The following is a 26,962-nucleotide window of genomic DNA, read 5'->3' on the forward strand; positions in this document are numbered from 1 at the left end:
TTTGCCCGTTTTCAGACGACCTATCCCCAAAGGTCGTCTGAAAACCCTGCCGCAACGCAGTCAAAATGGGCACGGCAAGTCCCGTCCAAACCGATTTCCAACAACCCGCTCCAATCCCAAAACCATGACGGCAACCCTACCAACCGACTATATCGGACGCTTCGCCCCCAGTCCCACCGGCCTGCTCCACATCGGCTCGCTGCTGACCGCGCTTGCATCCTACGCCGATGCGCGCGCAAACCGGGGCAAATGGCTGGTCCGCATGGAAGACCTCGACCCGCCGCGCGAAATGCCCGGTGCCGCCGCGCATATCCTGCACACGCTCGAAGCCTTCGGTTTCGAGTGGGACGGCGAAGTCGTTTGGCAGAGCCGCCGCCATTCGCTGTACAGGGACGCCTTGGGTCGTCTGAAAGAAAAAGGCCTGCTCTATCCCTGTTATTGCAGCCGCAAAGACTGGCAGGCGGCTGCCGCCCAAGGTGCCGACGGATTCGTTTACAACGGACGCTGCCGCCGCCCCGAAGACCGCCCCCACACCGACAAACCGCCCGCATGGCGCATCCGCGTCAACGACGAAACCATCGGATTTGACGACGGTATCGTCGGACATTACGCCCAAAACCTCGCCCGCGACATCGGCGACTTCGTCCTCTTGCGCGCCGACGGATTTTGGGCGTACCAGCTTGCCGTCGTCGCCGACGATGCCGACCAAGGCATCACACACATCGTACGCGGGCAAGACCTGCTCGTTTCCACCCCGCGCCAAATCTACCTGCAACGCTGCCTCGGCTTCGCTACCCCGCATTACGCCCACCTCCCGCTTTTGGTCAACAAACACGGGCAGAAATGGTCAAAGCAGACGCTTGCCCCCGCCTTGGACGAAAACCATAAAGAACAATTACTCCGCCAAGTCCTGCAATACCTCAACCTCCCGCCCGCACCCGAAGTTTCCCGCCCACAGGCACTTTTATCTTGGGCGATAGAACACTGGCAGCCGCATAAAATACCAATACATGATATAGTTACGGAGTAGATTGGCGTGATTGCAACAAATTACTCGAGATATTATTCGAATGTAATTATTTTTTTACATAACCCGCACATTAATACTTCATATTTACTATAATCGCCGTAACCAAATGCATAATGGGAAGACGGCTATCCGTGCCGACTTTTCTCCCGACTGTCAAAAACTTAAAAATAACAAAAGTAAATCATTATGTTAAGTGTCATTATTGTTGAAGACGAAGTGCTCGCCGCAGAACGCCTGCGCATCTTGCTAGAAGAGTGCAACGTCGTGATTCTCAACGTATTCCACCACGCACAACCCGCTTTGGACTGGTTGAGTATGCACGAAGTCGATATCGTATTTGCCGACATCGGGCTGCCCGAAATTACCGGACTCGAGCTGGTCGAACGCATCAAACGCGTTGCCAAACGCCAACCTGAAATCATCTTTACCACCGCCTACGAAGAACACGCCTTGCGCGCCTTCGAACTGGCGGCAGCCGACTATCTGCTCAAACCCATCCGCTCAACCCGCCTACAGGCGGCATTGGACCGGGTCAGCGAAAAATACCGCGAAAAAGCCGACGACTTTACCCATTTCCAGGTCTTCAGCCGCGACCGCATGATCGAAATCCCGTGGCAGCAGGCGCGTTATCTGATGGCGGAACACAAAACCGTCTTTCTGGTTACCGGCGACAGACAAAGCTACGAACTGCCCAAAACCCTGGTCTATTGGGAAGAATTGTTGGGCGAAAAAATCATCCGCCTCCACCGCAACGCCCTCGCCTTCCGCCATACCTTAGACTACCTGATACGGCTTGACGACGATGACGACAGCGATTCCGCCTGGGGCGCGCAGATATTGGACATCCCCAAGCCCCTGCCTGTCAGCCGCCGCCAACTTTCCGCCATCCGCAAAATCCTCAAAAGCAAGGTGTAGATTTGCCGATAAACCCCGAACCCTGCCTTTCATGCGCAGGGTTTTGTTTTTCGGGTTCAACCTGCTGTTCATCAGGTGCATTCATTAAAGTAAAAAAAATCGTAAGCCAAAATGAAAACAGGACATTTGCCGACCGTCATGCCTGCTCAGGCGAGAATCTAAATCTCGGCATTTCGAAAATATTTCAAGGCGGCTGCAACTTTACATTTCCAGATTCCCGCCCGCGCGGGAATGACGGCTTTGGCAGATCACCCTTTAGGACTTGACGGCAAATAATCGCCGCCCGCCATCAAATCCCACTCTAGCGGGGAAGGCGGCAAAGTCGCCGTGACGGAAAAAAGGTCGTCTGAAAACAAACGCAGCAGGTTTTGTTGAACCTGAAGCCGTTTTCAGACGACCTTTTATAGTGGATTAAATTTAAATCAGGACAAGGCGACGAAGCCGCAGACAGTACAAATAGTACATCAAGGCGAGGCAACGCTGTACTGGTTTAAATTTAATCCACTATATACTATATCTTGTTTGGAAAGCTGGCGTATTAAATTTAAATCAGAGCGGGCAGGGCAACGTTGCACGGAGTTGAACTTAACCCATACCCTTCAAAACAAAACGGGCGGCTTGGATTGCCGCCCATTTGATTGTCCCGTTGTTTATTTGATGATTTGGTTCAGCTCGCCTTTGGCGTAGCGGGTTGCCATTTTCTCAAGGGAAACGGGTTTGATTTTGCCTGCCTGACCTTCGCAGCCGAATGCGAGGTAGCGGTCGAGACAGATTTGTTTCATGGCTTCGACGGTTTTGCTCAGGTATTTGCGCGGGTCGAATTCGGACGGGTTTTCTGCCATGAAGCGGCGGATGGCGCCGGTGGAGGCGAGGCGCAGGTCGGTGTCGATGTTGACTTTGCGCACGCCGTGTTTGATGCCTTCGACGATTTCTTCTACGGGTACGCCGTAGGTTTCGCCGATTTTACCGCCGTGTTCGTTGATGACTTTCAGCCATTCTTGCGGTACGGAGCTGGAGCCGTGCATGACGATGTGGGTGTTGGGCAGGGCTTGGTGGATTTCTTTGATGCGGTCGATGCGCAATACGTCGCCGGTGGGCGGACGGGTGAATTTGTATGCGCCGTGGCTGGTTCCGACGGCGATGGCGAGCGCGTCCACGCCGGTGTCTTTAACGAAGCGCACGGCATCTTCGACGCTGGTGAGCATTTGGTCGTGGGAGAGTTTGCCGACTGCGCCTACGCCGTCTTCTTCGCCTGCTTCGCCGGTTTCGAGGTTGCCCAAGACGCCGATTTCGCCTTCGACGGATACGCCGCAGGCGTGGGAGAAGTTAACGACGGTACGGGTGGCGTTGACGTTGTATTCGTAGGTGGACGGGGTTTTGCCGTCTTCGAGCAGCGAGCCGTCCATCATGACGGAGGAGAAGCCCAGTTGGATGGAGCGTTGGCACACGTCGGGCGATGCGCCGTGGTCTTGGTGCATGACGACGGGGATGTGCGGGAATTCTTCAACGGCTGCCAGAATCAGGTGGCGTAAAAACGGCGCGCCTGCATATTTGCGCGCGCCGGCGGATGCTTGGACGATAACGGGAGCGTTGACTTGGTCTGCGGCTTCCATGATGGCGCGCATTTGTTCGAGGTTGTTGACGTTGAATGCAGGCAGGCCGTAGCTGTTTTCGGCGGCATGGTCGAGCAGTTGGCGCATGGATACGAGTGCCATTTAAATCTCCTTGGTGAGGTAGCGGGATGGTGATGTGGGAAATTATAATGTTTTTCTTATTAAAAGACTACACGGGGCTACATCGGTTTTATATGTTAATGAGATTTTTTGCGGCTGCGGCGGGCAAGCGGTGCGGTCGGTATTTGTCTGACATGGTTTATAATAACGGTTTGTTTTCGGGGTCGTATGAAACGGCGGTGTGAGGTGTGTGATGGGTAAGTTTGCAGTTTCGGATGTGGATGCGGTATTGTTTCAGACGACCTTGCGCGTGCAGGTGGGCGATGTGAATTACGGCGGCCATTTGGCGAACGATGCCGTTTTGCGCTTGTGCCATGAAGTGCGGATGCGTTGGCTGGCGGGTTTGGGCTGGAGTGAAACGGACGCGGGCGGCGCGGGGCTGATTATGGCGGACGCGGCGGTGCAATATTTGGCACAAGGCTTTTACGGCGATGAACTGTCGGCGGAAATGGGCGTCGAGGATATCGGCAAGGGCGGGTTCGCGCTGCTGTTCCGCCTGACGCGCATCGCGGACGGCAAGGTGCTGGCGCGGGCGCGCACAGGCATGGTGTGTTTCGATTATGCGCGCCAAAAGGTTTGCCGGTTGCCAGAAGCTTTGAAAACCGTGTTGGAGGTCGTCTGAAAATGTTGGCGCGCGATTTCGGACTGTCTTTGGACGGCTATTTGAAAATGTTGGGGCAACAGGGCAAGTCGGCGCACACGCTGTCTGCCTACGGGTGCGATTTGACCGAACTCGTGCGGCTTTTGACGGAAGGGTCGTCTGAAACGGCGCAGGATTTGACGCGGCGCGATTTCGTGGCGGCGTTGAAACGGCTGTCGCAACAAGGCTTGAGCGAACGGACGCTGGCGCGCAAATTATCGGCGTGGCGGCAATATTGCGGCTGGCTCGTGCAGTCGGGCATGATGGACAACGACCCGACCTTCAACCTGAAAGCCCCGCGCCTGCCCGAACGCCTGCCCAAAGCCCTGCCGCAGGAAGAGTTGAACCATATGCTCGACAGCGCGCCTGCCGACGACAGTTTGGCGGTGCGCGACCATGCCTTGTTTGAACTGATGTACGGCAGCGGCCTGCGCCTGAGCGAGATACACGGCTTGGATTTGGGCGATGTGTTGCTGGACGAAGGCTGGGTGAGCGTAACCGGTAAAGGCAGGAAAGAGCGGCAAATCCCGCTGTCGGGCAAAAGCGTCGAAGCCTTGCGTGCCTACCTGTCCGAACGCGTGGCAGCAGATGGCGAAACCGCGCTCTTTACCGGCAAAAACGGCACGCGGCTCGGGCAGCGGCAAATCCAAAAACGCCTTCAGGCATGGGCGGTGCAGCAGGGCAGCGGACAACACATTTCCCCGCACATGATGCGCCACAGCTACGCCAGCCACCTTTTGCAATCCTCACGCGACATCCGCGCCGTGCAAGAGCTGTTGGGACACAGCAACCTCTCGACCACGCAGATTTACACCAAGCTGGATTTCGACCATCTGGCCAAGGTTTACGACGAGGGGCATCCGCGGGCGAAACGGAAAAAGTAATTCAATAAAATCAACAGAAAACATCATGATCAGCATTTTCGACATTTTCAAAATCGGCATCGGCCCTTCCAGCTCCCACACCGTCGGCCCCATGAAAGCCGCCGCCGCCTTTTCAGACGACCTCAAACAATCAGGGCTGGACGCGCAAACCGAACGCATCGTTATCGACATTTACGGCTCGCTGGCGCTGACAGGACGCGGACACGGCACATTCGACGCCCTCCTGCTCGGCTTGGAAGGCAGCCTGCCGCACGACATCCCCCTCGCCGACATCCCCGACCGTCTCGAACGCATCCGCACGCAACACATTCTCCGCCTCAACGAACGCGAAATCAGCTTCAACCCCGACAGCGACCTGAACATACGCGGCGACCAAGTGTTGCCCAAACACCCGAACGGACTGAATTTCACCGCCTACGGCAAAGACGGCGGCAAACTCAAAGAACAAATTTACTACTCCGTCGGCGGCGGCTTTATCGTTACCGATCAAGAGTTTGACCAACAAGCCGAACAAACGCGCCCAGTCCCCTACCCTTATACCAGCTGCGCCGAACTGCTCGCCCAATGCCGCATGAACCAGCTCGACATTTCCGAAGCCGTGTTGGCAAACGAAGCCGCGCTTGCCGGTTGCAGCGAAGCCGAAATCCGCCACCGCGTCGCCGGCGTTGCCGACGTTATGGAAGGCTGCATCAAACGCGGGCTGGCGGCAGACGGCGAACTGCCCGGCGGCTTGAACGTCCGCCGCCGCGCCCCGCAGCTCGCCGCCAAACTCAAAGCCCTGCGCGAAACCGAAATCGTCAACACCCAGCTTTGGCCGATGGTTTACGCCATGGCGGTCAACGAAGAAAACGCCGCCGGCGGACGCGTCGTGACCGCCCCGACCAACGGCGCCGCCGGCATCATCCCCGCCGTCCTGCACTACTTCCGCAAGTTCAACCCGCACGCCACGCAAGAGCGCGTCGAAAACTTCCTGCTCACCGCTGGTGCCATCGGCATCCTCTACAAAACCAACGCCTCCATCTCCGGCGCGGACGTCGGCTGCCAAGGCGAAGTCGGCGTCGCCTGCTCGATGGCGGCGGGCGCATACGCCGAAGTCATCGGCGGCACGCCCAAACAAGTGGAAAACGCCGCCGAAATGGCGATGGAACACCATCTGGGCCTGACCTGCGACCCCGTCGGCGGATTGGTGCAAATCCCCTGCATCGAACGCAACGGCATCGCCGCCGAAAAAGCCCTCAAACTCGGCACCCTCGCCCTGCTGGAAGACGGCACGGACAAAAAAGTCTCGCTCGACGAAGTCATCCAAACCATGCTGCAAACAGGGCGCGACATGAAGTCCACCTACAAAGAAACCTCGCTTGCCGGACTCGCCATCACCCTCCAGAAAAAAGCCGTCCCCGTATCTGTCCGCGTTGTGGAATGTTGAAAACGGAAAAAATATGAAAAAGGTCGTCTGAAACCGAGTACGAACAGGTTTCAGACGACCTTTCCGCCCACCCGAAACGCTGAATTTTCCAGCAAAATCAGGTATAATAACGGTCTATTTCCGTCCGTCGGACAGCTTGACCGTCCGGGTGGCGCGCCCAACTGTCGTTCAGACGACCTCAGCAGAAATTCTTTTAAAAAAATCTTACAGATAAAGACCATGACTGACCAAAAACACGAAGAATACGGCGCCGACAGCATACAAGTGCTGGAAGGCTTGGAAGCGGTACGCAAACGCCCCGGTATGTATATCGGCGACACGCAGGACGGCAGCGGCCTGCACCACATGGTGTTCGAAGTATTGGACAACGCCATCGACGAAGCCCTCGCCGGCCATTGCGACAAAATCACCGTAACCATCCATGCCGATAATTCCGTCAGCGTGGCCGACAACGGGCGCGGTATGCCCACCGGCATCCACCCGAAAGAAGGACGCTCCGCCGCCGAAGTCATCATGACCGTATTGCACGCGGGCGGTAAGTTCGACAACAACAGCTACAAAATCTCCGGCGGCCTGCACGGCGTGGGCGTATCCGTCGTCAACGCGCTGTCCGACTGGGTCACGCTGACCATCTACCGCGACGGCAAAGAACACTTCGTCCGCTTCGTGCGCGGCGAAACCGAAGAGCCGTTAAGGGTTGTCGGCGATTCCGATAAAAAAGGCACGACCGTGCGCTTCCTCGCCAGCACGGAAACCTTCGGCAACGTCGAATACAGCTTCGACATCCTCGCCAAGCGTATCCGCGAACTTTCCTTCCTGAACAACGGCGTGGACATCGAATTGACCGACGAACGCGACGGTAAACACGAAAGCTTCGCCCTTTCCGGCGGCGTGGCTGGGTTCGTACAATACATGAACCGCAAAAAAACGCCGTTGCACGAAAAAATCTTCTACGCGTTCGGTGAGAAAGACGGCATGAGCGTCGAATGCGCGATGCAGTGGAACGACAGCTATCAGGAAAGCGTGCAGTGCTTCACCAACAACATCCCGCAACGCGACGGCGGTACGCACCTGACCGCGTTGCGCCAAGTGATGACGCGCACCATCAACAGCTACATCGAAGCCAACGAAGTCGCCAAAAAAGCTAAAGTTGAAACGGCCGGCGACGATATGCGCGAAGGTTTGACCTGCGTGTTGTCCGTCAAACTGCCCGACCCCAAATTCTCATCCCAAACCAAAGACAAACTGGTTTCCAGCGAAATCGGCCCCGTCGTCAACGAAGTCATCAACCAAGCACTGACCGACTTCCTCGAAGAAAATCCGAACGAAGCCAAAATCATCACCGGCAAAATCGTCGATGCCGCCCGCGCGCGCGAAGCCGCCCGCAAAGCCCGCGAAATCACCCGCCGCAAAGGCGTGATGGACGGCTTGGGGCTGCCCGGCAAACTCGCCGACTGCCAAGAAAAAGACCCTGCCTTGTCAGAACTTTATCTGGTCGAGGGCGATTCCGCAGGCGGCTCCGCCAAACAAGGCCGCGACCGTAAATTCCAAGCCATTTTGCCGCTCAAAGGCAAAATTTTGAACGTCGAAAAAGCCCGTTTTGAAAAAATGCTCGCCAGCCAAGAGGTCGCCACCCTGATTACCGCGCTGGGCGCAGGCATCGGCAAAGAAGAGTTCAACCCCGAAAAACTGCGTTACCACCGCATCATCATCATGACCGATGCCGACGTGGACGGTGCGCACATCCGCACCTTGCTCCTGACCTTCTTCTACCGCCAAATGCCCGAGCTGGTCGAACGCGGCTACATCTACATCGCCCAGCCGCCGCTTTACAAAGCCAAATACGGCAAGCAGGAGCGTTACCTCAAAGACGAACTTGAAAAAGACCAATGGCTGCTCGGCCTCGCTTTGGAAAAAGCCAAAATCGTTTCAGACGGCCGCACAATCGAAGGCGCAGAACTTGCCGACACCGCCAAACAATTCCTGTTGGCGAAAACCGTTATCGAACAGGAAAGCCGCTTCGTGGACGAACTCGTCCTGCGCGCCATGCTGCACGCATCGCCCATTGATTTGACGTCGTCTGAAAACGCCGATAAAGCCGTTGCCGAACTTTCCGGTTTGCTCGACGAAAAAGAAGTCGCCCTCGAACGCATCGAAGGCCACGAAAGCAACCGCTTCATCAAAATCACCCGCAAGCTGCACGGCAACGTCATGGTCAGCTACATCGAACCCAAGTTCCTCAACAGCAAAGCCTACCAAACCCTCACCCAAACCGCCGCCGCGCTCAAAGGCTTGGTCGGCGAGGGTGCCAAGCTTTATAAAGGCGAGAACGAGTACGACGTGGACAGCTTTGAAACCGCGCTGAACATCCTGCTCCAAAACGCCCAAAAAGGCATGTCCATCCAGCGATACAAAGGATTGGGCGAGATGAACCCCGAGCAGCTTTGGGAAACCACGATGGACCCCGCCGTGCGCCGTTTGTTGAAAGTGCGCATCGAAGACGCCATCGCCGCCGACGAAGTGTTCGTTACCCTGATGGGCGACGAAGTCGAACCGCGCCGCGCCTTCATCGAAAACAACGCCCTGATTGCGCAAAATATCGACGCTTGATAGGGGGTGAAGCATGAAAAGGTCGTCTGAAAATGGGGATTTCCGGTTTTCAGACGACCTTTTTGATTGGTGGGAACCAAGACAGATAAAACAAATACGGCGGATTCATTTATTTTTTGATACGACACCTGCCGTCTCCCTGTACGGACAGAGATAGGCATTTCAGACGACCTTCAAACAGGCTTAGCTACAATACCGCAGGGGCAAATCAAGACCCAACGAATTCTTTTCATTCCAATGTCTTGTCGGTTTTACCAACCCGCCCTGCTCCACCCGTAAGCCGAAAATTCCTGCCCGACACCCGTAACAAAAAATAAACCCTGTTGCAATATCATAAATTACGGTAAATTTACAAAGGAAAACACTTACCCTCCAACTATCAAGGAGTAAGTCATGCGTTTGATTATCGCCGCCCCTGCCAACGGGACAACATTAAAAGACGCGCTCAAGGCGCATTTGCAAAACGATCCGCGAATTGACAGCCTAACCGATTTATCCTCGCCGAATGGCACCTATCCGCAGCTTTCATTTGCTGCGGCGCAAGAAGTAGCGGCAGGGCGAGCCGACCGCGCTATTTTGATTTGAGGTACAGGAATCGGTACGGCGATTGCAGCCAATAAAGTCCGCGGCATACGGGCAGCAACGGCGCATGATTTAATCACTTTGCGCGGTTCTGTAGAAAACTACGATGCGCAGGTATTGTGCATGGAGCAAAACGTCATCGCTACCCCTGCTGCATGGGCATTGGTGGATATTTGGCTGGATTTGCGCCACGACACGGGTAGCGGATACGCTCCGAAAGTCGGCGAAATCGAAGCCTACGAATGCGGTAAGTAGTACGGTTTTTGCAAAAGGTTAGTCTAGACTCGCCATTCTCGCCCCGCTTGTATGAGGATGGCCCGTCGCAGCATGAGCTTTACCCGCAGATTATTTTTGAGGTGAGGTCGCCTGAAATTCCCTCCTACCGCCGTCATTCCCGCGCAGGCGGGAATCTAGAAATTTGAAGTTGCGGCATCCTTGAAATCTTCCCAAAATACCGAGGCCTGGATTCCCGCCTGCGCGGGAATGACGAAATTGCAGCCCTATTGTTTTGACCTGCCATATTTCGCGGCCAAAACCCACGGATTAAGTTTTATCCAAAAAAACGGTCGTCTGAAAAGCCTGCGTACACAGGGATTCAGACGACCTTTTATTTAACGGATTAAAATAAAACAGGATATTTTCAACAGCTACTTCCGTGCAGAGAGAAGCAAAAATGGCAACATGGACGGAGTTTTTTGCCAGTCATAAATGCGAACCGACTTGAGACCAGCATACTGACGTATCCTGCATTTTATCCAAACAGACAAAAAGAGCCTGCATAAAGCAGGCTCTTTTTCAGACTAACCGTATCAGATTAGAATTTGTGACGCAGACCAACTGTACCAGCAGTTTTCTCGTATTTGTTGTCGCCTTTGCCTTCTCTCAACCAACCGGCAGAAATCAGGGCAGAAGTGCGTTTAGAGAAGTCGTAGTCAGCACCGACGATTACTTGGTTGTATCGGCTGTTGCCTTGTTTTACGCCATTTTCTTTAGCTTTGAAGCCGTGAGCGTAAGATACGCGGGGCATTACATTACCCATGCGGTAACCTGCAGTTGCAGCAACTTCAGTACGTTCGTTTTTCTTAGCATCAGTTACGTCAGCTTTGAAACCTTCGTATTGACCTGCAACAGAAACCAATACATTGTTTGCATCGTAACCAGCTACCAAACGGTGTACTTGGTGATCTTTATAAGTATCAGCAGCCAAAGTAGTATTTCTGTTGAACGAATTCAAGTAATCTTTGTCCAGAACAGAATGTTTAGCAAAAGAACCAGCATAGCGACCGAAGAAGCCGGCATTCTCATAGTTCAGACCCAAACCGTAAGAGTCACGGCTTTTCACATCGTGAGTAAACTTGTCATCAGGATTAGCATTGTCACGCGGTTGGTATTGTACGCTTGCGCTGAAACCAGAAAATACAGGTGAATCGTAGCGTGCAGACACTTTACGATCTTCTACACGTTCAAGTTTGCCTAATGACAAAACATCTGCGTTTGCATCACTGGCTTCCCAAGGATCGATGCTGTCGCTGCTGTCTTTCAGAGGGGTATTCAGTTTACCCGCACGGATTTTACCGAAGCCGCCTTCCAAACCGATGAAGGACTCGCGAGTTCCCCAACCTTTGTCAGTACCGGCAACAGAAGTATTTTGCTCTACTTGCCAAATAGCGTTCAGGTTATTGCTCAGGTGCTCATGGCCTTTGAAACCGATGCGTGAACCGTAGTCAGCAATTTCAGTAGCAGTTTTGGTTGTATCCTTGGTAGTTACACCGTTAACTGTAGTTTTTTCTTTAACTCGGGAAATGTCAACACCGGCTTTAACTTGACCGTACAGAGTAACGTCAGCCATAGCTGCAACAGGCAGAGCTGCCAAAGTCAGAGCAATCAGAGATTTTTTCATTGCTGTATTCCTTTTTCTATCGTGAAGAAATAACTTAAGCAGACCCGGACAGAATCCGCTTAGGCTTTACATTATCGCTGGAATCAGCGATTCCATGACTCTCACTATAATTGTTCCTTTCTAAAAAAACAAACTTTATTCACTTCCCCTTCTTGCCCCCTTACGCCATACCACCCTGCAAACAACATAAAATTCAAAACATTTCCTTTATAAATCATATAGTAATAACAAATTACCCGTTGTTTGCATTTTTACAACACAGATTTTCCGAACGGTAGTTTTTTAGGACTGGCTGTTGTTTTTTGGCTAATTCAGGCAAGCGAGGAAACTGGAAACATCGTTCAGGTATTCATGCCTGCATTTACCCTGATAGGGTTTGCCGGGCATAAATATCTCCCGATCTGCGGTAGCTGTCATTCCAGCTCCGTAGTACAGGCTTTATCTGCGGGTTGGGCTATCGAAAAGAGCGAAGGTCGTCTGAAAGAATGCGTATAGATTTCAAACGACTTTTTATAGTGTATGAAAATAAAGACAGGATATTTCAAATCTCATTCCTGATGTGAAAGAAATACAAGAGCTTGAGTACGGTAATTTTGAATATTTCTAAAAATCAATGCTTAGATTCCTGTCGGCGCGGGAATGGCCAGACCTTTCTTTATTGAAGGGGAAAATAAGGCTTGACAGTATTTCAGACGACCTCACAGCCATTCGGGCATTTCGGGACGGATGATGCCGAACTCGGGCGGATAATCCACGCCGGTTAAGTACAATCCGTCAGGCATAAAGGTCGGCGGGGCTTTGAGGCGGCTGCGTTCTCCAATTAAGGTTTGAAATCCGGAAACACTAAGCCTGCCGCTGCCGACATAAACCAATGCGCCCATAATATTACGCACCATATGGTGCAGAAAGGCATTGCCGTGTAAATCCAGTTTGAGGAATTGCGGCGTACCGCTGATTTTTGCACTGTATAGGGTTTTGATGGGGGATTTTGCTTGGCATTCGGCAGCGCGAAAGCTGGAGAAATCATGTTCGCCTTCTAATAATAAGGCCGCCTGCTGCATTTTGTCAGGATCGAGCTTGAGATGCGTCCACCCTACCCTGCCTTGCAATATCGGGGAACGGACGGGAGATGATTCTAAAAGGTAACGATACCTTCTACCGTATGCGTCAAAGCGGGCGTGAAAATGGGAGGCCACTTGCTGTGCGAACAATACAGACACACCTTCGGGAAGATGGGCATTGACGCCCCGCACCCATGCCCGCTCGGGACGGACTACTGTGGTATCGAAATGGACGACTTGTGCAGTGGCGTGTACGCCTGTGTCGGTACGCCCGGCAACTATGGTTCGGATGTTTTCACTCGCAATTTGACTGAGTGCATATTCTAAGGTCGTCTGAACAGTAGGCAAGTCGCCAGCTTGTTTTTGCCAGCCGTAAAATCGGCTGCCATCATAAGACAAGATTAATGCCCAACGGCAAACTGCGGGCTGCTTTGAAGAAGGAAACATCATAATCGGTGAAGGCTCGATATTCGAACAAAATCATACGAAAATTGCTTATCCGACAGTATAGCAATAAAAAAGATGCCGCTTTTAGAAACGGCATCTTTATTTTTCTTTCCCCAAAGGGATTGTCAGATTAATCAGCCTAACTCTGCCAACAAGGCTTTGGTTTTATCCAAGATATCGCCGGTAGCCTCTTCCATCAGCTCTTGCAAAGTTTCACGGGCTGCACCAGGGTCTCCAATTTCGACATACATTTTTGCCAATTCGTATTTGGCTTCTAAAGGAGCGGTCATTCCGACGGATTCGGAAATAAAGCCTGAGTCAAATGCCGACTTGCTTACTTCTTCATCAACTGTTAGGTTTTCCCATTCGATGGTCTCTTCTACTCCGTTACCTTGGGAATCAGCCAATCCGAAATCTTCGTCGCTTTCTTGGAAGGTAATGCCTTCATCTTGTTTGATTTCAAAAGGCTCTTCGGCTACGGCTTCATCGGCTGAGGTATCAACGGAAGCAAACTCTAAAGCCTCGTCCCCATTTAATTTTTCAGACGATGTTTGCTCAGATGTTGTGAACTCAGGCAGCGGCTCGATAGGCTGGGATTCGGTTTTTTCCGAGAAGAAGTCCCATCCTTCTTCTGCTTCTTCAAAGTCTTTGACATTTTCTGCGCTAACAGTCTGCTCCTGCTGTTGAACCTCAGAAGCGTCGGAGGCTTCGTAGTCAAACTCCAAATCAGAAACTTCTTCCGCAACGGCGGATTCGGTATAAGAATACTCTTCCTCACCTACTGAGGCATCCGCCTCTTTGGTTTCTTCACTAGCGTCATGGAAAGACGTGTCAAAGTTTGATTGGACCTCATCAAATTGCTGAATATGGGCCGTATTATCAGGCTCTTCTACTGACTCCTCTTGATGTCTGCTTTCTATAACTACTGAAACCGGTTGATACGGATTCTCCGGCTCGGGCTCATAGACGCTTTCTGTCGATTCAACAGAGTCCCAATCCAAATCACGGCGTTTTTCCGTTTCCTCATCCACGGTAACTGCGCTGGATACGATGCCGACGTGCTTATCGTCAATATCGTCAATATTAATATTGATCTCATCTTCAGCGGCTTCTTTGGCGGCATTGGGCTGCACAAAGAAAGCTTCGTCGTCAAAATCATCCTCGATAGACAGTCCGTCAGGCTCTTCTTCAGGAACAACTTTCGCTTGAACAAACTGTTCAGGCTTCACCTCGTCGGCTATCACGGTTTCTGCAAAGCTAATGTCGTCATCTTCTTCGTCATATCCTGCAGAAGGAACAGGTAGGGCAGGAGCGACAGCTGCTGCTTTTCGTTTGCCCAAAGCTTTCAGCAACAGCAACAATGCCAACAGCGCACCGCCGCCGATTAACAGCCAGCGCCACAATCCGCCATCTTCAGACGACTCTTCTACTGCTTCGTTTTGAGTATCGGAATTTTGCTGGGCAGCCAAAGCTTCTTCAACTTGGGCTTCCTGCGTAGATTTTGCCGTTTCACTTGCAGCGGTTTGTTCTGCGATGCCGGGTTGCAATACTTCCTCAGTGCCTACGGATGAAGCAGCTTGTTCTTGTGTTGCACCCTGTGGGGCGGAAGCGGCTGCTTGCGCCGGCTGTTGTTCAAGCTTGGCTTCTTTATTTGATTTGACCCCTTCACCAGCCTTATCTTCACCTGCCTTATTTTCCGCAGATGCATTAGTTTTGGCGGCTTCTGGTTTTTCAGACGATGCCTTAGATGCTGCTGCGGTTTGCGGCTGCTGTTTGTCAGAAACAAGAGGTTTCTCGGCAGCCTGTTTGGCGGCTGCCTGTTTCATGTCGAATTGGGTCGGGATATTCAATACTTTTCCAGCCAACATATGGTCGGCATTTTTATTGATGAACACACCGGGGTTGGCTTTTACCAATGCCTGTATTGCCTGCTCGACCGTCATACCTTGAGGACGGATACGGGTCGCAATTTCAGTTAGGGTTTCACCTTGTTTGACTAAATGTCGTTTGCCATAGCGCGGCTCGCCCTGTACAGAAGGGGCTGCATTTTGCGTCTGTTTAGGCTGCACTTGGACATTTTTTGTTTTTTTATTGTCGATTCCTTCTTTACGCGTATTATTCGCAACATCTGCAGATGCATTTCCACTACGCAGCGCACGGTTAATCCGTTCGCGCGCGGCTTGACGGTCTATCTGCTGGGAAGCATATGCGGGAGGCGGCTCCTGACGAACGCGGGGCGTACTGTCGCCCTTGACCGAGTAATCAGCCGGATCGATGATTGCGGTATATTCTCGAGATTGAGAGCCGGTACTGACTTGGAAAATCAGCACAGGGTCTTTGATGGCTTTAGCCGAACGGATATTGATGACGGCACGATCGCCCGCTCTGTGGACGCTGGTTCTGAGGTTGGCATTGGATACGGAAGCTTTGCCGCCGTTAAACAATGCCTGTGCTTCTTCTCCAGTTACGGTGATGTTGCCGGAAAACGGCTCACCCAAATGCGATTGAACATTTAAACCGCCCAATCCTGCGTTTGCACCCACCGAAACCGCCAAGGCAACGGAGGCTGCGATAAGTTTGATTTTGTAATGTTTTTTCAAAACTTGTCCCCTATGAAATGAATCCTGCAGTACTGCCGAGTACTTAACCGTCTATTACGATATATTACGTTATGATATAGTCTAAGTCCCTAATCTGCCAAGTAACACTGTCATTTATGTTATCAAAAATGTCATAAACCGTTACTGTTTGCATCGGTGTGTTTCTTTTTTGCAAATCTATCGGGAACTTATTTTATCATTCCGTTTGCATTTTTAAAACCCTACAACAAACTGATGGCATATCAAACAAACCAAAGTTTCAGATTTGCGGTAATGCAAAAAACCGCAGCTGCCTGTATGATTGCCGTTTGATTGTTTGGTTTCCTCATTTTTGTTTTTTATATATGAAAATTCTGAGTGATTTATTGGCGGTAATTTTGTTTTTTCTGACTTATACGGTTACGAAAGACATGATTGCCGCGACAGCCGTAGCTTTGGTAGTCGGTGTTTTGCAGGCAGCCTTTACCTATTGGAAATTTAAAAAGCTGGATACGATGCAGTGGGTCGGATTGGTTTTAATCGTGGTATTCGGCGGGGCGACCATCCTGCTGAAAGATCCGCGATTCATCATGTGGAAACCGACCGTATTGTTTTGGATAGGCGCACTGGTCTTACTTTTCAGCCACCTTGCCGGAAAAAACGGACTTAAGGCTACAATGGGCAAGGAACTCGAATTGTCCGATACCGTCTGGAATAATCTGACCTATGCTTGGATAGCGTTTCTCGTATTTATGGGCATAGCCAACTGGTTTGTATTCACTCATTTTGAAAGTCATTGGGTGAATTACAAGATGTTCGGTTCGACCGGACTGATGTTCGCTTTCTTTATCGCTCAAGGTATTTATTTGGGCAAACATTTACCAAAGGAGAATTAAGCAATGGAGTATTATATGCTTTTGGCCACTGATGCAGACGACGTACATGAAGCCCGTATGGCTGCACGTCCCGATCATCTGAAACGTTTGGAAGCCCTGCAAGCCGAAGGGCGCCTTTTGACAGCCGGACCGAATCCTCTGCCCGACAATCCCGAACGCGTCTCCGGCAGCCTTATCATCGCCCAATTCGCATCGCTTGACGAAGCCCAAGAATGGGCGGAACAAGATCCTTATGTCGCTGCGGGCGTATATGAGGAAGTTTTGATTAAGCCCTACAAAGCTGTTTTTAAATAATGGATATGCGTTCAGCAATAGAAGGTCGCCTGAAAACTCTAAATCCTCAGATATTCGAGTTTCAAGACGACAGCCATTTGCACAAAGGACACGCAGGCAATAAAGGCGGGGGGCATTATGCTGTAACCGTCGTCAGCGAGGCTTTCACCGGGATGAAACGTATTGAACGCCAACGCATGGTTCAAAACCTGCTCCAAGACCTGTTTGCCGGCGGTTTCATCCATGCCTTAAGCATTAAGGCGGCAACGCCCGACGAATATTTCCATTGAATTATCCGTAGTGTTTCAAATTAAAGAGAAGATTATGAGAAAAACCCATTTTACAGCCGCATTGGTTATGGCCGCCCTATCCTGCAGCCTGTTTGCCCAAACTTTGGTTACCGTCAACGGACAAACCATCGACAGCAGCGTGATTGACGGACAAGTTGCCGCCTTGCGTGCTGAAAACAAACAAATCCAGGATTCTCCACAACTGCGACAAGAGCTGGCCAACCGCCAAGTTATCAGCACGGTTATCGCGCAAGAAGCCAGACGCCGCAAACTGGACCAAAGTGCGGAATTCAAAAAAGCCCTCGAACAAGCCCGTGCAGATGCGAAGAAACAAGGTGCGGACAAAAAACCGTCCTTCAAAACAGAATGGGCGGCATTTGAAGACGACCTGCTCGGACAAGCTCTGGCCATCGACGTATTGCGCAAAAATCCTGTCAACGAACAAGAAATTAAAAAATCCTACGATGAATTTGCCAAATTCTACCAAGGCAGTCAGGAAGTACGCCTAGGGGAAATCGTCACCCGAACTAAAGCCGACGGACAAAAAGCTGCTGCCGATTTGAAGGCGAAGAAGGCTTTTGCCGCAGTATTGAAACAATATTCGATTGATGAAGAAGCCAAAAAAGCAGGCGGTATTCCTCAAGCTTATGTTCCGCTGAAAGACTTGCAAGAAGCCGCACCGCCGTTGTACGCAGCAATCAAAGACCTGAAAAAAGGCGAAGCGACATCCGAGCCGCTGCAAGACGGTAATTCTTACGCCGTGTTTTACGTTGACGACCGCCGCGATGTCAAAGTCCCTGCCTTTAACGAAATCAAAGGCAGCATAGCCCGCGACCTGAGTACTGCCCGCATTGACGACACTATGCGTGCGCTCTTGCAAAAAGCTGACATCAAACCTGCCAAATAACCTTTAAGCTTCCTATAACGGATAAGTAAAGGAAATTAAGCCGGATTCTTTTTGCTGCATTGATGCAATCCACCTAAAGGTCGTCTGAAACCATAACGTTTTTCAGACGACCTTTTCTACCTGCATTGCTGTTGAAACACTTGTGTATCTGAATCCGCCGTCAACCAATCTTTTGAATAGAGATAAAAAACCGCTATGCGAGCCGTCATCCAAAAAGTGAGTTGTTCCCGCGTCGATGTATTGAACGGAAATCATAAGGAAACCTGCGCAGAAATCGATAACGGGTTGATGATATTGCTCGGCGTTACCCACGACGATACCGAATTAGATGCGCGCTACATTGCCGACAAAGCCGCCAATCTGCGCATTTTCGAAGACGATGCCGGCAAATTGAACCTGTCCGTCAAAGATGTCGGCGGCTCAATCCTGCTGGTTTCACAATTCACGTTGTATGCCGATGCACGAAATGGCCGCCGCCCGTCTTTCTCGGCAGCCGCCCCTGCCGAACAGGCGCAAACGCTCTATCTGCATACCGCAGAACTATTGCGCGGACATGGTTTGAACGTACAAACCGGCCACTTCCAAACACATATGCAGGTCAGCCTGTGCAACGACGGCCCCGTTACCCTGCTGCTGGACTCGCAAAAACTGTTTTGACGAAAATCCTGCTGCAAGATATAGTGGATTAAAATAAAAATGAGACAAGGCGCCAACGTCCGCCGTGTACAAGGTAGTACATAAGGGCGTTGGCAACGCCGTATCATTGCAATTTTAATCCACTATAAAACAAGTATTGCCCTTGCCTAATATAATCCAAAGGTCGTCTGAAAAACCAAAAATTGGGTTTTCAGACGACCTTTTTCTATTCGCTTCTGACTCGAAGCCGACTCTATATCCTGCCGCTATTCCAACGTTCCACCCACTACCCGCGCGCCCAACGCTTCATTCAAAGGCAAAGCATTCAAGCGTTGCAAGGTCGTCTGAAATTCGGCGAACGGTATCGATTCCGAACCGAAACGATGCATATGCAGGGTATCTTGCTGACAGTCAATCAACTCGATGCCCAGTTCGGCAAGAAACGGGACGGCTCGCGCAAAGGCGATTTTGGAGGCATCCGGCTCAAGGGCGAACATGGATTCTCCGTAAAACACCCGTCCGATTTGTACGCCGTAAAAGCCGCCCGCCAGTTTCAGACGACCTGTTTCATCGGGATAGAAACATTCAAACGAATGCGCATGACCCAAGCGGTGCAGCTCGGTATAAGCGGCTTGGAACTCGGGAACAATCCATGTACCGTCCTGACCGGGGCGCGGAAAGGCGGCGCAATGCGCAATGACGGTTTCGAAACATTGGTTGACCGTTACCCGATAGGGTTTGTTGCGCAAGGTTTTCGCCAACGAACGCCCGATATGCAGATTTTCAGGCACGATGACGGCGCGCGGATCTATGGTGTACCAAAAAAACCAACCGTTTTCGCTGAACCAAGGAAAAATCCCCTGCCGATACGCCGACAGCAGCCGTCCCGTATCCAAATCGCGGCTGATACCGACCAAGCCGTCGCGTTCTTCCAGCGCGTAAAACGGGTCGGGGAAAGTGTAATCATTAGGGTAAAGCAAGGGGATACTCATCGGAAATCCTAAAATATTTTCTAGTTCTCAGTAGTACGCTGTTCACGTTCCGCAAAAAATTTCAGACGACCCCAAATTCTCATCCGAGGTCGTCTGAACATCAAACATCTTTTAAAACGGGAATCAGCGTTTGCTCTTCGCTTGGCATTCGCCGCACACGCCGTACATATAAAGCGCATGGTCAACGATGCGGTAGCCGTTTTCTTCCGCGATTTTGTCTTGCAAGGCTTCGATTTCGGGATTGTGGAATTCCGTTACCTCGCCGCATTTCACGCAGACGATATGATCGTGGTGGTCGCCTTTGTCCAATTCGTAAACCGCCTTGCCGGTTTCAAAATGGTGGCGCTGCAAAATGCCTGCCTGCTCGAACTGGGTCAATACGCGGTAAATCGTCGCTACGCCGATTTCCACACCCTCTTCCAGCAAAATACGGTACACATCTTCAGCACTCAAATGCTCTTCAGCATGCGACTCGAACAAATCCAAGATTTTCAAACGCGGACCGGTAACCTTCAAACCGCTGTCTTTCAATTGCGCAATATTGCTGAATTTTTCCATAATATTCAATATCCCTGTGAAGTAATAGACGTTATAATACGCAATTTCAGCCCGCTTGCCCACTATTACGCCATAGCGGTTTGCAATAAAACCACAAGTTTTGTTTGCATACAAACGATAGCCGGCTGAAATTATAATCAAAGAGATGATTATCGTTTGCTTTTTCAAAAAATTCAAGCAATGATACCCTTCCACCCGAACTCGAACAGAAAGGCATATCCGTGAACAAACCCCTCTGTCTTGCCCTCGCCGCCCTCATCGGACTTTCCGCATGCAGCGCCGAACGCGTTTCCCTGTTCCCCTCTTACAAACTCAAAGTCATCCAAGGCAACGAACTTGATCCCCGCGCCGTCGTCTCCCTCCAAGCAGGCATGAGCCGCGACCAAGTCCAACTCCTGCTTGGCACCCCGCTGCTGCGCGACGCATTCCATGCCGACCGTTGGGACTACACCTTCAATACCAGCCGCAACGGCATCATCAAAGACCGCAGCAACCTCACCGTTTATTTTGAAAACGACGTCCTTGTCCGAGCAGAAGGCGATGCCATCCAAAAATCCATCGAAACCCTCCAAGCCGAACAAAAAGCAGCCCAAACTGCACAATAATCACTAAGGAAACCGCATGAGCGCATTAAAAATCGCCATCGCCGGCGTCAACGGCCGCATGGGGCGCGTACTGGTTGAAGCCGTCAACAACCATCCCGACACCGTCCTCTCCGGCGCACTCGAACACGCCGGCTCTGAAGTCTTAGGCTTGGACGCAGGTTTCGCCTCCGGCATCAAAACCGGCATCGCCATTTCAGACGACGTTGACGCCGTCCTCGCCCAAAGCGACGTACTCATCGACTTTACCCGCCCAGAGCCGACCCTGAAACACCTGCAAAAATGCGTTGAAAAAGGCGTCAACATCATCATCGGCACCACCGGTTTCGACGACGCAGGCAAAGCCGCCATCCAAGCCGCAGGCGAAAAAACAGGCGTCGTCTTCGCCGCCAACTTCAGCGTCGGCGTCAACCTCACCTTCCACATCCTCGACACCGTCGCCCGCGTCCTCAACGAAGGCTACGACATCGAAATCATTGAAGGCCACCACCGCCACAAAGTCGACGCCCCCAGCGGCACCGCCCTGCGCATGGGCGAAGTCATCGCCGACGCACTCGGCCGCGACCTCAAACAATGCGCCGTTTACGGCCGCGAAGGCCACACCGGCCCGCGCGATCCGTCCACCATCGGCTTCGCCACCGTCCGCGCAGGCGACATCGTCGGCGACCACACCGCCCTCTTCGCCACCGACGGCGAACGCGTCGAAATCACCCACAAAGCCAGCAGCCGCATGACCTTCGCCGCCGGAGCCGTCCGCGCCGCAGTTTGGGTCAACGGCAAAACAGGTTTGTACGATATGCAGGATGTTTTGGGATTGAAAAACCGCTAAAGCCGTTTTCATCCGTATGACACAAAAAGGTCGTCTGAAAAAAGTTTTTCAGACGACCTTTTGATTATTTACAGCATTTAACTCTCTGCGAAGCAAATAATCACAAAAAATATCCAACGCATATTCCTTATGTAGTGAATATTTTTCTGATGCTATTCCGCGCAAGATTTTAAAGCCAATGCCTTTCTGACAGCTTCCTTCTCTCCTTTCACATTAGCAAGCTCTGTGGCTTTAACTCCGTCACCTTGTCCATATCCGAACCATGTCGCCTGCTTCTCACTGTTTTTTACGCGTTGCTCTTGGGCAACAACTAAAACTGATTCTCGTCGTGATATGGAATCAAGCTCGGTTTGCAGTTGATGGCAATCAAATAAACTGTACTTCGCACTTGAGATATAAGCTGGCGCAATCTGTGATGATGGTGTAGCCATGTTTGGATAAACGCAGCCCGAAACAAGCAATAAAATCAATACCGACAATGCAATCTTATTCATTGAAAATTCATCCTTTTGTTTTGACTATACAAGGTTGTAATCAGGATTAATCTTGTTTGATAAAATGTCAGGTGGTATTAATCAGTCTCCATCTAAATTTTATAACAACGCCCTTTTATTCCTTCACAAAACTTACGCCGTGAAGATGGGAATTGAGGATGGCAGTCCGCAAGGCAGTCAATGCTTTGGGGCGAACGAAGTTCCGACGGTATGCCAAAACGACGCGGCGGTGCGGTACGGAGCCTGAAAACGGAATGATGCTGAACAGCAAATGGTCGTTTTCGGTCAACGCGGTAGCAGGCATGACGCTAATGGCGAGACCGCTGGCAACCATGTGGCGGATGGTGTTAATGGAGCTGCCTTGCAGGGTGTTGGTCAGACCTTGGATTTTCTGCTTGGCGGCCAGCTCGGAACAGCTTGATAAAACTTGGTCGCGCATACAGTTGCCTTCCGTCAGCAACAAAACCTGCTCTTCGCCCAGCATTTGCGGGGTAACGGCATCGAGTTCTTCGAAATGGTGTCCTTTGGGGACGATGACGAAGAAAGGTTCGTCATATAAAGGCTCGGTAACGATGCCAGGCTCTTGGAAGGGTTCTGCGACTACGATGGCATCGACGTCGCCGCGCTTGAGCGATTCAGTCAGGATGTGCGTGTAGTTCTCTTCAAGCATCAGGGGCATTTTCGGCGCGGTTTCGCGCAGGGAAATGATGAGCTTGGGCAGAAGGTAGGGGGCGACGGTAAAAATCAGACCGAGTTTGAATGCGCCTTCCAATTCGTTTTGCTCTTCGCTGGCAAGGTGCTTGATCAGCTCGGCTTCTTCCAGCACGCGGCGGGCTTGGGCAACGATGCGCTCGCCCGCTTCGGTGGTGATGATGTCGTTGCTGCTGCGGTCAAACAGGGACACCGACAGCTCTTCTTCCAGCTTTTTGATGGCGATGGAAAGGGTGGGCTGGCTGACAAAGCAGCGGCGCGCGGCACGTCCGAAATGACGCTCCTGCGCGACGGCTACGATGTAACGCAATTCGGTCAAGGTCATGTGTTAAGCCTTTTTCTGTTCCGTTTTTTGTTCAGGCAGGGTGATGTTCAATTCGAGAACATCCATACCGTCCTGCTTTTCTTGGGAAATGCGGATGTCGTCCAAAGAAACGTTGACGTATTTGGACAATACTTCCAGTAATTCTTTGCGCAGGGTCGGCAGGTAGTCGGGAGCCTTTCCTTCTTGAGCGCGTTCTTGGGCAATGATGATTTGCAGGCGGTCACGCGCGACGGCGGCGGTTTTCGGCTTTCTGCCGAACAACATATCTATTAATGACATGGCTTAGCCTCCGAACAGTCGTTTGAAGAAGCCTTTTTTCTCAGCTTCAAGGAAACGCATTTCGCGGTTTTCACCCAAGAGGCGCGCGATGACGTCTTTGTAGGCTTCGGCAGCGGAAACGCTGTTTTGGTGGATGACGGGTTCGCCGGCATTGGATGCTTGCAGGACGTTTTGCGATTCGGGAATGACACCGATGAGCGGGATGCGCAAGATGTCGCAAATATCTTGTACGGACAGCATTTCGCCTTTGTTGACGCGTTCGGGAGAATAGCGGGTAATCAGCAGGTGTTCTTTAACTGTGCCGCCTTGTTCGGCTTTGCGGGATTTGCTTTGCAGGATGCCCAAGATACGGTCGGAGTCACGGACGCTGGATACTTCGGGGTTGGTTGTAACGATGGCTTCGTCGGCGAAGTAGAGTGCCATCAATGCGCCCTGTTCAATACCGGCGGGAGAGTCGCAGATGATGTATTCGAATCCCATTTTGTCACTGCTCAATTCCTGCATGACTTTCTCAACGCCTTCACGGGTCAGTGCGTCTTTGTCGCGGGTTTGCGATGCAGGCAGAATGAAGAGGTTTTCGCAGTTTTTGTCTTTAATCAGTGCCTGAGTGAGCGTGGCTTCACCCTGGATGACGTTAATCAGGTCATACACAACGCGTCGTTCGCAACCCATAATCAGATCGAGGTTACGCAAACCGACGTCAAAGTCGATAACGGCAGTCTTGTGGCCTCGCAATGCCAATCCGGCTGCAATACTGGCGCTGGTCGTGGTTTTACCTACGCCGCCTTTACCTGATGTTACTACGATGATTTTTGTCACGATATTTCCTTTCAAATTTTGGAACGGTTAATCTGTGTCGATTGCGCTGATAACCAAACGGTTGTCTTGCAATGAAACCTGTACGGCTTTTTTGTGCAGGTGGTCGGGCAGGTCTTGTTCGAAATTGCGGTAGATGCCCGCTACGGAGACCAGCTCCGCCTGCATGGAGTGAATAAAGATGCGCGCGTTGGTGTTGCCTTTCGCGCCTGCCAGCGCCCTGCCGCGCATGGGTGCATAGACGTGAATGTTTCCGTCGGCAATGAGTTCCGCACCTTCACTGACGATGCCGGTTACGATAAGGTCGCCGTTTTCCGCATAAACCTGCTGTCCGGTGCGGACGGGGGTGCTGATGAGGACGGTCGGGTTATTGATGACGGTTGCCTGAACGGGGGCAGGCTCTTGGTTGATTTTGGGTTGTTGCGGCTCGGATTTGTCGCTGCGGCTGAAAACCAAATGATAACGTGCAGCAAAAGACGACCAACTTTCACTTTCATGGCGCAGCCCTAAAATCTGCATGCCATAACGGGCAAAAAGGGTCAGCATAGCTCCGATGTCCAATGACTCGGGATAATCGAAATCCTGTACGTCTAAAACAAAAGGAACAATATCCAATTCTTGATACTGACCGGCGCGCTGGCGCAAAAATTCTTCCAGTTCGGTCAAGTCTGCGGTATGCAGGTGAATAGCCAGTACGTCAAGCCGGGCTGACTTTATGTCGAAGGCGGGTTTCATAGTGAGTAAATCATAAAATTTTTTAATTGTATAAGTTTACCGTGTAAATCTTGGCTATTCAATCCGTTTGGGTCGTCTGAAGTGAAATTTCCCATTCTCTTCTGAATTTCATGAGAAATCGATATAGGTTAATCAAAGTTACAAAGTGGTACAAAAACGACAAAGGTCGTCTGAAAACCAATCTTCCGGTTTTCAGACGACCTTTTCTTTATTATCTGCCTACCTTATTCGGGACGCATTTGCGGGAACAAAATCACGTCGCGGATGGTTTGCGAATCGGTCAGCAGCATCACCAGGCGGTCGATGCCGATGCCGCAACCGCCTGTCGGCGGCAGGCCGAATTCCATCGCGCGGATGTAGTCGGCATCGTAGTGCATGGCTTCGTCGTCGCCCGCGTCTTTTTGCGCCACTTGCGCTTTGAAGCGTTCGGCTTGGTCTTCGGGGTCGTTCAACTCGGAATAGCCGTTTGCCAATTCGCGACCGACAACGAACAATTCGAAACGTTCGGTCAGGCCTTTTTTCGTATCCGAAGCGCGTGCCAACGGGGAAACTTCGACCGGGTAATCGACGATGAAGGTCGGGTTCCACAGTTTGCCCTCGGCGCAACCTTCAAACAGGGCAAGTTGCAGGCTGCCGATGCCGGGGGACGGCGGCAGGCTTTCGCCGTGTTTGACGATTTCTTTTTTCAGCCACTCCGCATCGTTCAACTGCTCGTCGGTGTAGTGCGGATTGTATTTTTTGATGGCTTCGAGAATGGTCAGGCGCTCAAACGGGCTTTCCAAATCGACTTCTTTGCCGTTGTAGCTGATTTTCGCCGTGCCGTTTACCGTGCGCGATGCGTTGCGGATGATGTCTTCCGCCATCTGCATCATGCGTTCGTAGTCGGAGAAGGCTTCGTAGAATTCAATCATGGTAAATTCGGGGTTGTGGCGCACGGACATGCCTTCGTTGCGGAAGCTGCGGTTGATTTCAAACACGCGCTCCAAACCGCCGACCACCAGGCGTTTCAGATACAGCTCGGGGGCGATGCGCAGGTAGAGCGGGATGTCCAAAGCGTTGTGATGGGTCACGAACGGTTTCGCCGTCGCGCCGCCGGGAATCGGGTGCATCATCGGGGTTTCGACTTCGAGATAATGCTCGTTCACCATGAAATTGCGCACGGATTGGATGATTTGGCTGCGTTTGATAAACGTATTGCGCGATTCTTCGTTGGCAATCAAATCGACGTAGCGTTGGCGGTATTTGGTTTCCTGATCGCTCAAGCCTTTGTGTTTGTCGGGCAGCGGGCGCAGGGATTTGGACAACAGGCGGATGTCGGACACGCGCACGGTCAATTCGCCGTGGTTGGTTTTGAACAAAGTGCCTTCCGCGCCGACGATGTCACCCAAGTCCCAATGGTTGAAATCGTCCAAAACTTCCTGACTCACGCCTTTGTTGTTCAGATAAAGCTGGATTTGGCCGGTCACGTCTTGGATGGTGGCAAAGCTCGCCTTGCCCATTTGGCGTTTGAGCATCATGCGGCCGGCAATTTTGACGGGAACGGCTTGCGGGTCGAGTTCTTCTTTGCTGATTTCGCCGTATCGGGCGTGCAAATCGGCGGCAAAGCTGTCGCGCTTGAAGTTGTTGGGATAGGCAATGCGCTGTTGGCGGATGTTGTGCAGTTTTTCGCGGCGCAGGGCGATGATTTGGTTTTCGTCCAACTGCGGCTCGGTTTGCGGATTGTTTTGTTCGCTCATGGTGTTTTCCGGAAAAATAAATCAGGCGCAATCTGTTTCAGACGACCTGATTGAATCACAAAATTTGCGCATATTT

At 51.6% G+C, this 26,962-nt stretch carries 25 protein-coding genes and 2 pseudogenes; 15 read left to right on the plus strand and 12 right to left on the minus strand.

Translation table 11 applies throughout. From position 1 onward, the window contains the following. The first annotated feature begins 124 nt into the window (after positions 1–124). The 3 genes and pseudogenes from gluQRS (at position 125) to RSJ68_09610 (ending at position 2,461) form a co-directional block, all read left to right on the plus strand. Positions 125–1,030 carry a tRNA glutamyl-Q(34) synthetase GluQRS gene (gene gluQRS / locus RSJ68_09600; GenBank protein ID WNU98388.1) on the plus strand — a complete coding sequence of 302 codons (906 nt, stop codon included), beginning with the start codon at positions 125–127 and terminating at the stop codon, positions 1,028–1,030. Between the two features lie 186 nt (positions 1,031–1,216). After that, positions 1,217–1,945, plus strand: coding sequence for a response regulator transcription factor (locus RSJ68_09605; GenBank protein ID WNU96679.1), 729 nt, complete (start codon positions 1,217–1,219; stop codon positions 1,943–1,945). Between the two features lie 396 nt (positions 1,946–2,341). Next, positions 2,342–2,461, plus strand: a pseudogene (locus tag RSJ68_09610) (IS5/IS1182 family transposase). 134 nt (positions 2,462–2,595) lie between these two features. Here the strand turns inward: RSJ68_09610 and fba are convergent. Beyond that, positions 2,596–3,660 (minus strand): class II fructose-bisphosphate aldolase, encoded by a 1,065-nt coding sequence (gene fba, locus RSJ68_09615; protein ID WNU96680.1) that lies wholly within the window; start codon positions 3,658–3,660, stop codon positions 2,596–2,598. A gap of 211 nt (positions 3,661–3,871) precedes the next feature. Here fba and RSJ68_09620 point away from each other — a divergent pair, with 211 nt between their 5' ends. The 5 genes and pseudogenes from RSJ68_09620 (at position 3,872) to RSJ68_09640 (ending at position 10,075) form a co-directional block, all read left to right on the plus strand. Then, positions 3,872–4,300 carry a thioesterase family protein gene (locus tag RSJ68_09620; GenBank protein WNU96681.1) on the plus strand — a complete coding sequence of 143 codons (429 nt, stop codon included), beginning with the start codon at positions 3,872–3,874 and terminating at the stop codon, positions 4,298–4,300. Between the two features lie 2 nt (positions 4,301–4,302). Beyond that, the gene (locus RSJ68_09625) at positions 4,303–5,202 is read left to right on the plus strand and encodes a tyrosine-type recombinase/integrase (protein ID WNU98389.1); all 900 of its coding nucleotides are present in this window, start codon (positions 4,303–4,305) and stop codon (positions 5,200–5,202) included. Between the two features lie 25 nt (positions 5,203–5,227). Continuing rightward, positions 5,228–6,628 carry an L-serine ammonia-lyase gene (locus RSJ68_09630; GenBank protein WNU96682.1) on the plus strand — a complete coding sequence of 467 codons (1,401 nt, stop codon included), beginning with the start codon at positions 5,228–5,230 and terminating at the stop codon, positions 6,626–6,628. Positions 6,629–6,847: 219 nt separating this feature from the next. After that, positions 6,848–9,238, plus strand: coding sequence for a DNA topoisomerase (ATP-hydrolyzing) subunit B (gene gyrB / locus RSJ68_09635; GenBank protein ID WNU96683.1), 2,391 nt, complete (start codon positions 6,848–6,850; stop codon positions 9,236–9,238). 393 nt (positions 9,239–9,631) lie between these two features. Beyond that, a pseudogene (locus RSJ68_09640) lies at positions 9,632–10,075 on the plus strand (RpiB/LacA/LacB family sugar-phosphate isomerase). A 559-nt stretch (positions 10,076–10,634) separates the two neighbouring features. Here the strand turns inward: RSJ68_09640 and porB are convergent. From porB to RSJ68_09655, 3 genes are all read right to left on the minus strand, one after another. Next, complete coding sequence (gene porB / locus RSJ68_09645) at positions 10,635–11,720, minus strand: trimeric porin PorB (protein ID WNU96684.1); 1,086 nt, start codon at positions 11,718–11,720, stop codon at positions 10,635–10,637. 698 nt (positions 11,721–12,418) lie between these two features. Beyond that, entirely contained in the window at positions 12,419–13,231 is an 813-nt protein-coding gene (gene truA / locus RSJ68_09650; GenBank protein WNU96685.1) for a tRNA pseudouridine(38-40) synthase TruA, read from the minus strand. Positions 13,232–13,362: 131 nt separating this feature from the next. After that, positions 13,363–15,828 (minus strand): FimV/HubP family polar landmark protein, encoded by a 2,466-nt coding sequence (locus tag RSJ68_09655; GenBank protein ID WNU96686.1) that lies wholly within the window; start codon positions 15,826–15,828, stop codon positions 13,363–13,365. A gap of 344 nt (positions 15,829–16,172) precedes the next feature. On the opposite strand from RSJ68_09655, the gene RSJ68_09660 reads away from it, so the two are divergent. The 5 genes from RSJ68_09660 to dtd all read left to right on the plus strand — a co-directional run bounded on the left by RSJ68_09660 (position 16,173) and on the right by dtd (position 18,830). Next, on the plus strand, positions 16,173–16,703 hold the full coding sequence (locus RSJ68_09660; protein WNU96687.1) for a septation protein A: 531 nt from the start codon (positions 16,173–16,175) through the stop codon (positions 16,701–16,703). A gap of 3 nt (positions 16,704–16,706) precedes the next feature. After that, on the plus strand, positions 16,707–16,997 hold the full coding sequence (locus RSJ68_09665; GenBank protein ID WNU96688.1) for a YciI family protein: 291 nt from the start codon (positions 16,707–16,709) through the stop codon (positions 16,995–16,997). Beyond that, positions 16,997–17,266, plus strand: a complete 270-nt coding sequence (locus RSJ68_09670) for a BolA family protein (protein ID WNU96689.1) — start codon at positions 16,997–16,999, stop codon at positions 17,264–17,266. The genes RSJ68_09665 and RSJ68_09670 overlap by 1 nt, the downstream gene beginning before the upstream one ends. Positions 17,267–17,300: 34 nt before the next feature. Then, on the plus strand, positions 17,301–18,173 hold the full coding sequence (locus RSJ68_09675; GenBank protein WNU96690.1) for a peptidyl-prolyl cis-trans isomerase: 873 nt from the start codon (positions 17,301–17,303) through the stop codon (positions 18,171–18,173). Positions 18,174–18,368: 195 nt separating this feature from the next. Next, entirely contained in the window at positions 18,369–18,830 is a 462-nt protein-coding gene (dtd, locus tag RSJ68_09680) for a D-aminoacyl-tRNA deacylase (protein ID WNU96691.1), read from the plus strand. Positions 18,831–19,075: 245 nt separating this feature from the next. On the opposite strand, the gene aat is transcribed toward dtd, so the two are convergent. After that, positions 19,076–19,801, minus strand: coding sequence for a leucyl/phenylalanyl-tRNA--protein transferase (gene aat / locus RSJ68_09685; protein ID WNU96692.1), 726 nt, complete (start codon positions 19,799–19,801; stop codon positions 19,076–19,078). 123 nt (positions 19,802–19,924) lie between these two features. Next, complete coding sequence (gene fur, locus RSJ68_09690; GenBank protein WNU96693.1) at positions 19,925–20,422, minus strand: ferric iron uptake transcriptional regulator; 498 nt, start codon at positions 20,420–20,422, stop codon at positions 19,925–19,927. 158 nt (positions 20,423–20,580) lie between these two features. Here fur and RSJ68_09695 point away from each other — a divergent pair, with 158 nt between their 5' ends. Continuing rightward, complete coding sequence (locus RSJ68_09695; GenBank protein WNU96694.1) at positions 20,581–20,964, plus strand: outer membrane protein assembly factor BamE; 384 nt, start codon at positions 20,581–20,583, stop codon at positions 20,962–20,964. A 16-nt stretch (positions 20,965–20,980) separates the two neighbouring features. Further along, a complete protein-coding gene (gene dapB / locus RSJ68_09700; GenBank protein ID WNU96695.1) occupies positions 20,981–21,790 on the plus strand; it encodes a 4-hydroxy-tetrahydrodipicolinate reductase in 810 nt (269 codons plus the stop codon). A gap of 152 nt (positions 21,791–21,942) precedes the next feature. Here dapB and RSJ68_09705 read toward each other — a convergent pair whose 3' ends face one another. The 6 genes from RSJ68_09705 to lysS form a co-directional block, all read right to left on the minus strand. Beyond that, positions 21,943–22,284, minus strand: a complete 342-nt coding sequence (locus RSJ68_09705; GenBank protein WNU96696.1) for a hypothetical protein — start codon at positions 22,282–22,284, stop codon at positions 21,943–21,945. A 115-nt stretch (positions 22,285–22,399) separates the two neighbouring features. Further along, entirely contained in the window at positions 22,400–23,320 is a 921-nt protein-coding gene (locus tag RSJ68_09710; GenBank protein ID WNU96697.1) for a hydrogen peroxide-inducible genes activator, read from the minus strand. Between the two features lie 3 nt (positions 23,321–23,323). Then, positions 23,324–23,599 carry a cell division topological specificity factor MinE gene (minE, locus tag RSJ68_09715; protein WNU96698.1) on the minus strand — a complete coding sequence of 92 codons (276 nt, stop codon included), beginning with the start codon at positions 23,597–23,599 and terminating at the stop codon, positions 23,324–23,326. A 3-nt stretch (positions 23,600–23,602) separates the two neighbouring features. Beyond that, positions 23,603–24,418: a septum site-determining protein MinD gene (gene minD / locus RSJ68_09720; protein WNU96699.1), complete on the minus strand. Its 816-nt coding sequence runs from the start codon at positions 24,416–24,418 to the stop codon at positions 23,603–23,605. A gap of 27 nt (positions 24,419–24,445) precedes the next feature. Then, positions 24,446–25,150 carry a septum site-determining protein MinC gene (gene minC / locus RSJ68_09725; protein WNU96700.1) on the minus strand — a complete coding sequence of 235 codons (705 nt, stop codon included), beginning with the start codon at positions 25,148–25,150 and terminating at the stop codon, positions 24,446–24,448. 224 nt (positions 25,151–25,374) lie between these two features. Then, positions 25,375–26,886: a lysine--tRNA ligase gene (gene lysS / locus RSJ68_09730; protein WNU96701.1), complete on the minus strand. Its 1,512-nt coding sequence runs from the start codon at positions 26,884–26,886 to the stop codon at positions 25,375–25,377. Positions 26,887–26,962: the final 76 nt, after the last annotated feature.

This window comes from Neisseria sp. DTU_2020_1000833_1_SI_GRL_NUU_006, assembly GCA_032388755.1.
Classification (GTDB): domain Bacteria; phylum Pseudomonadota; class Gammaproteobacteria; order Burkholderiales; family Neisseriaceae; genus Neisseria; species Neisseria sicca_C.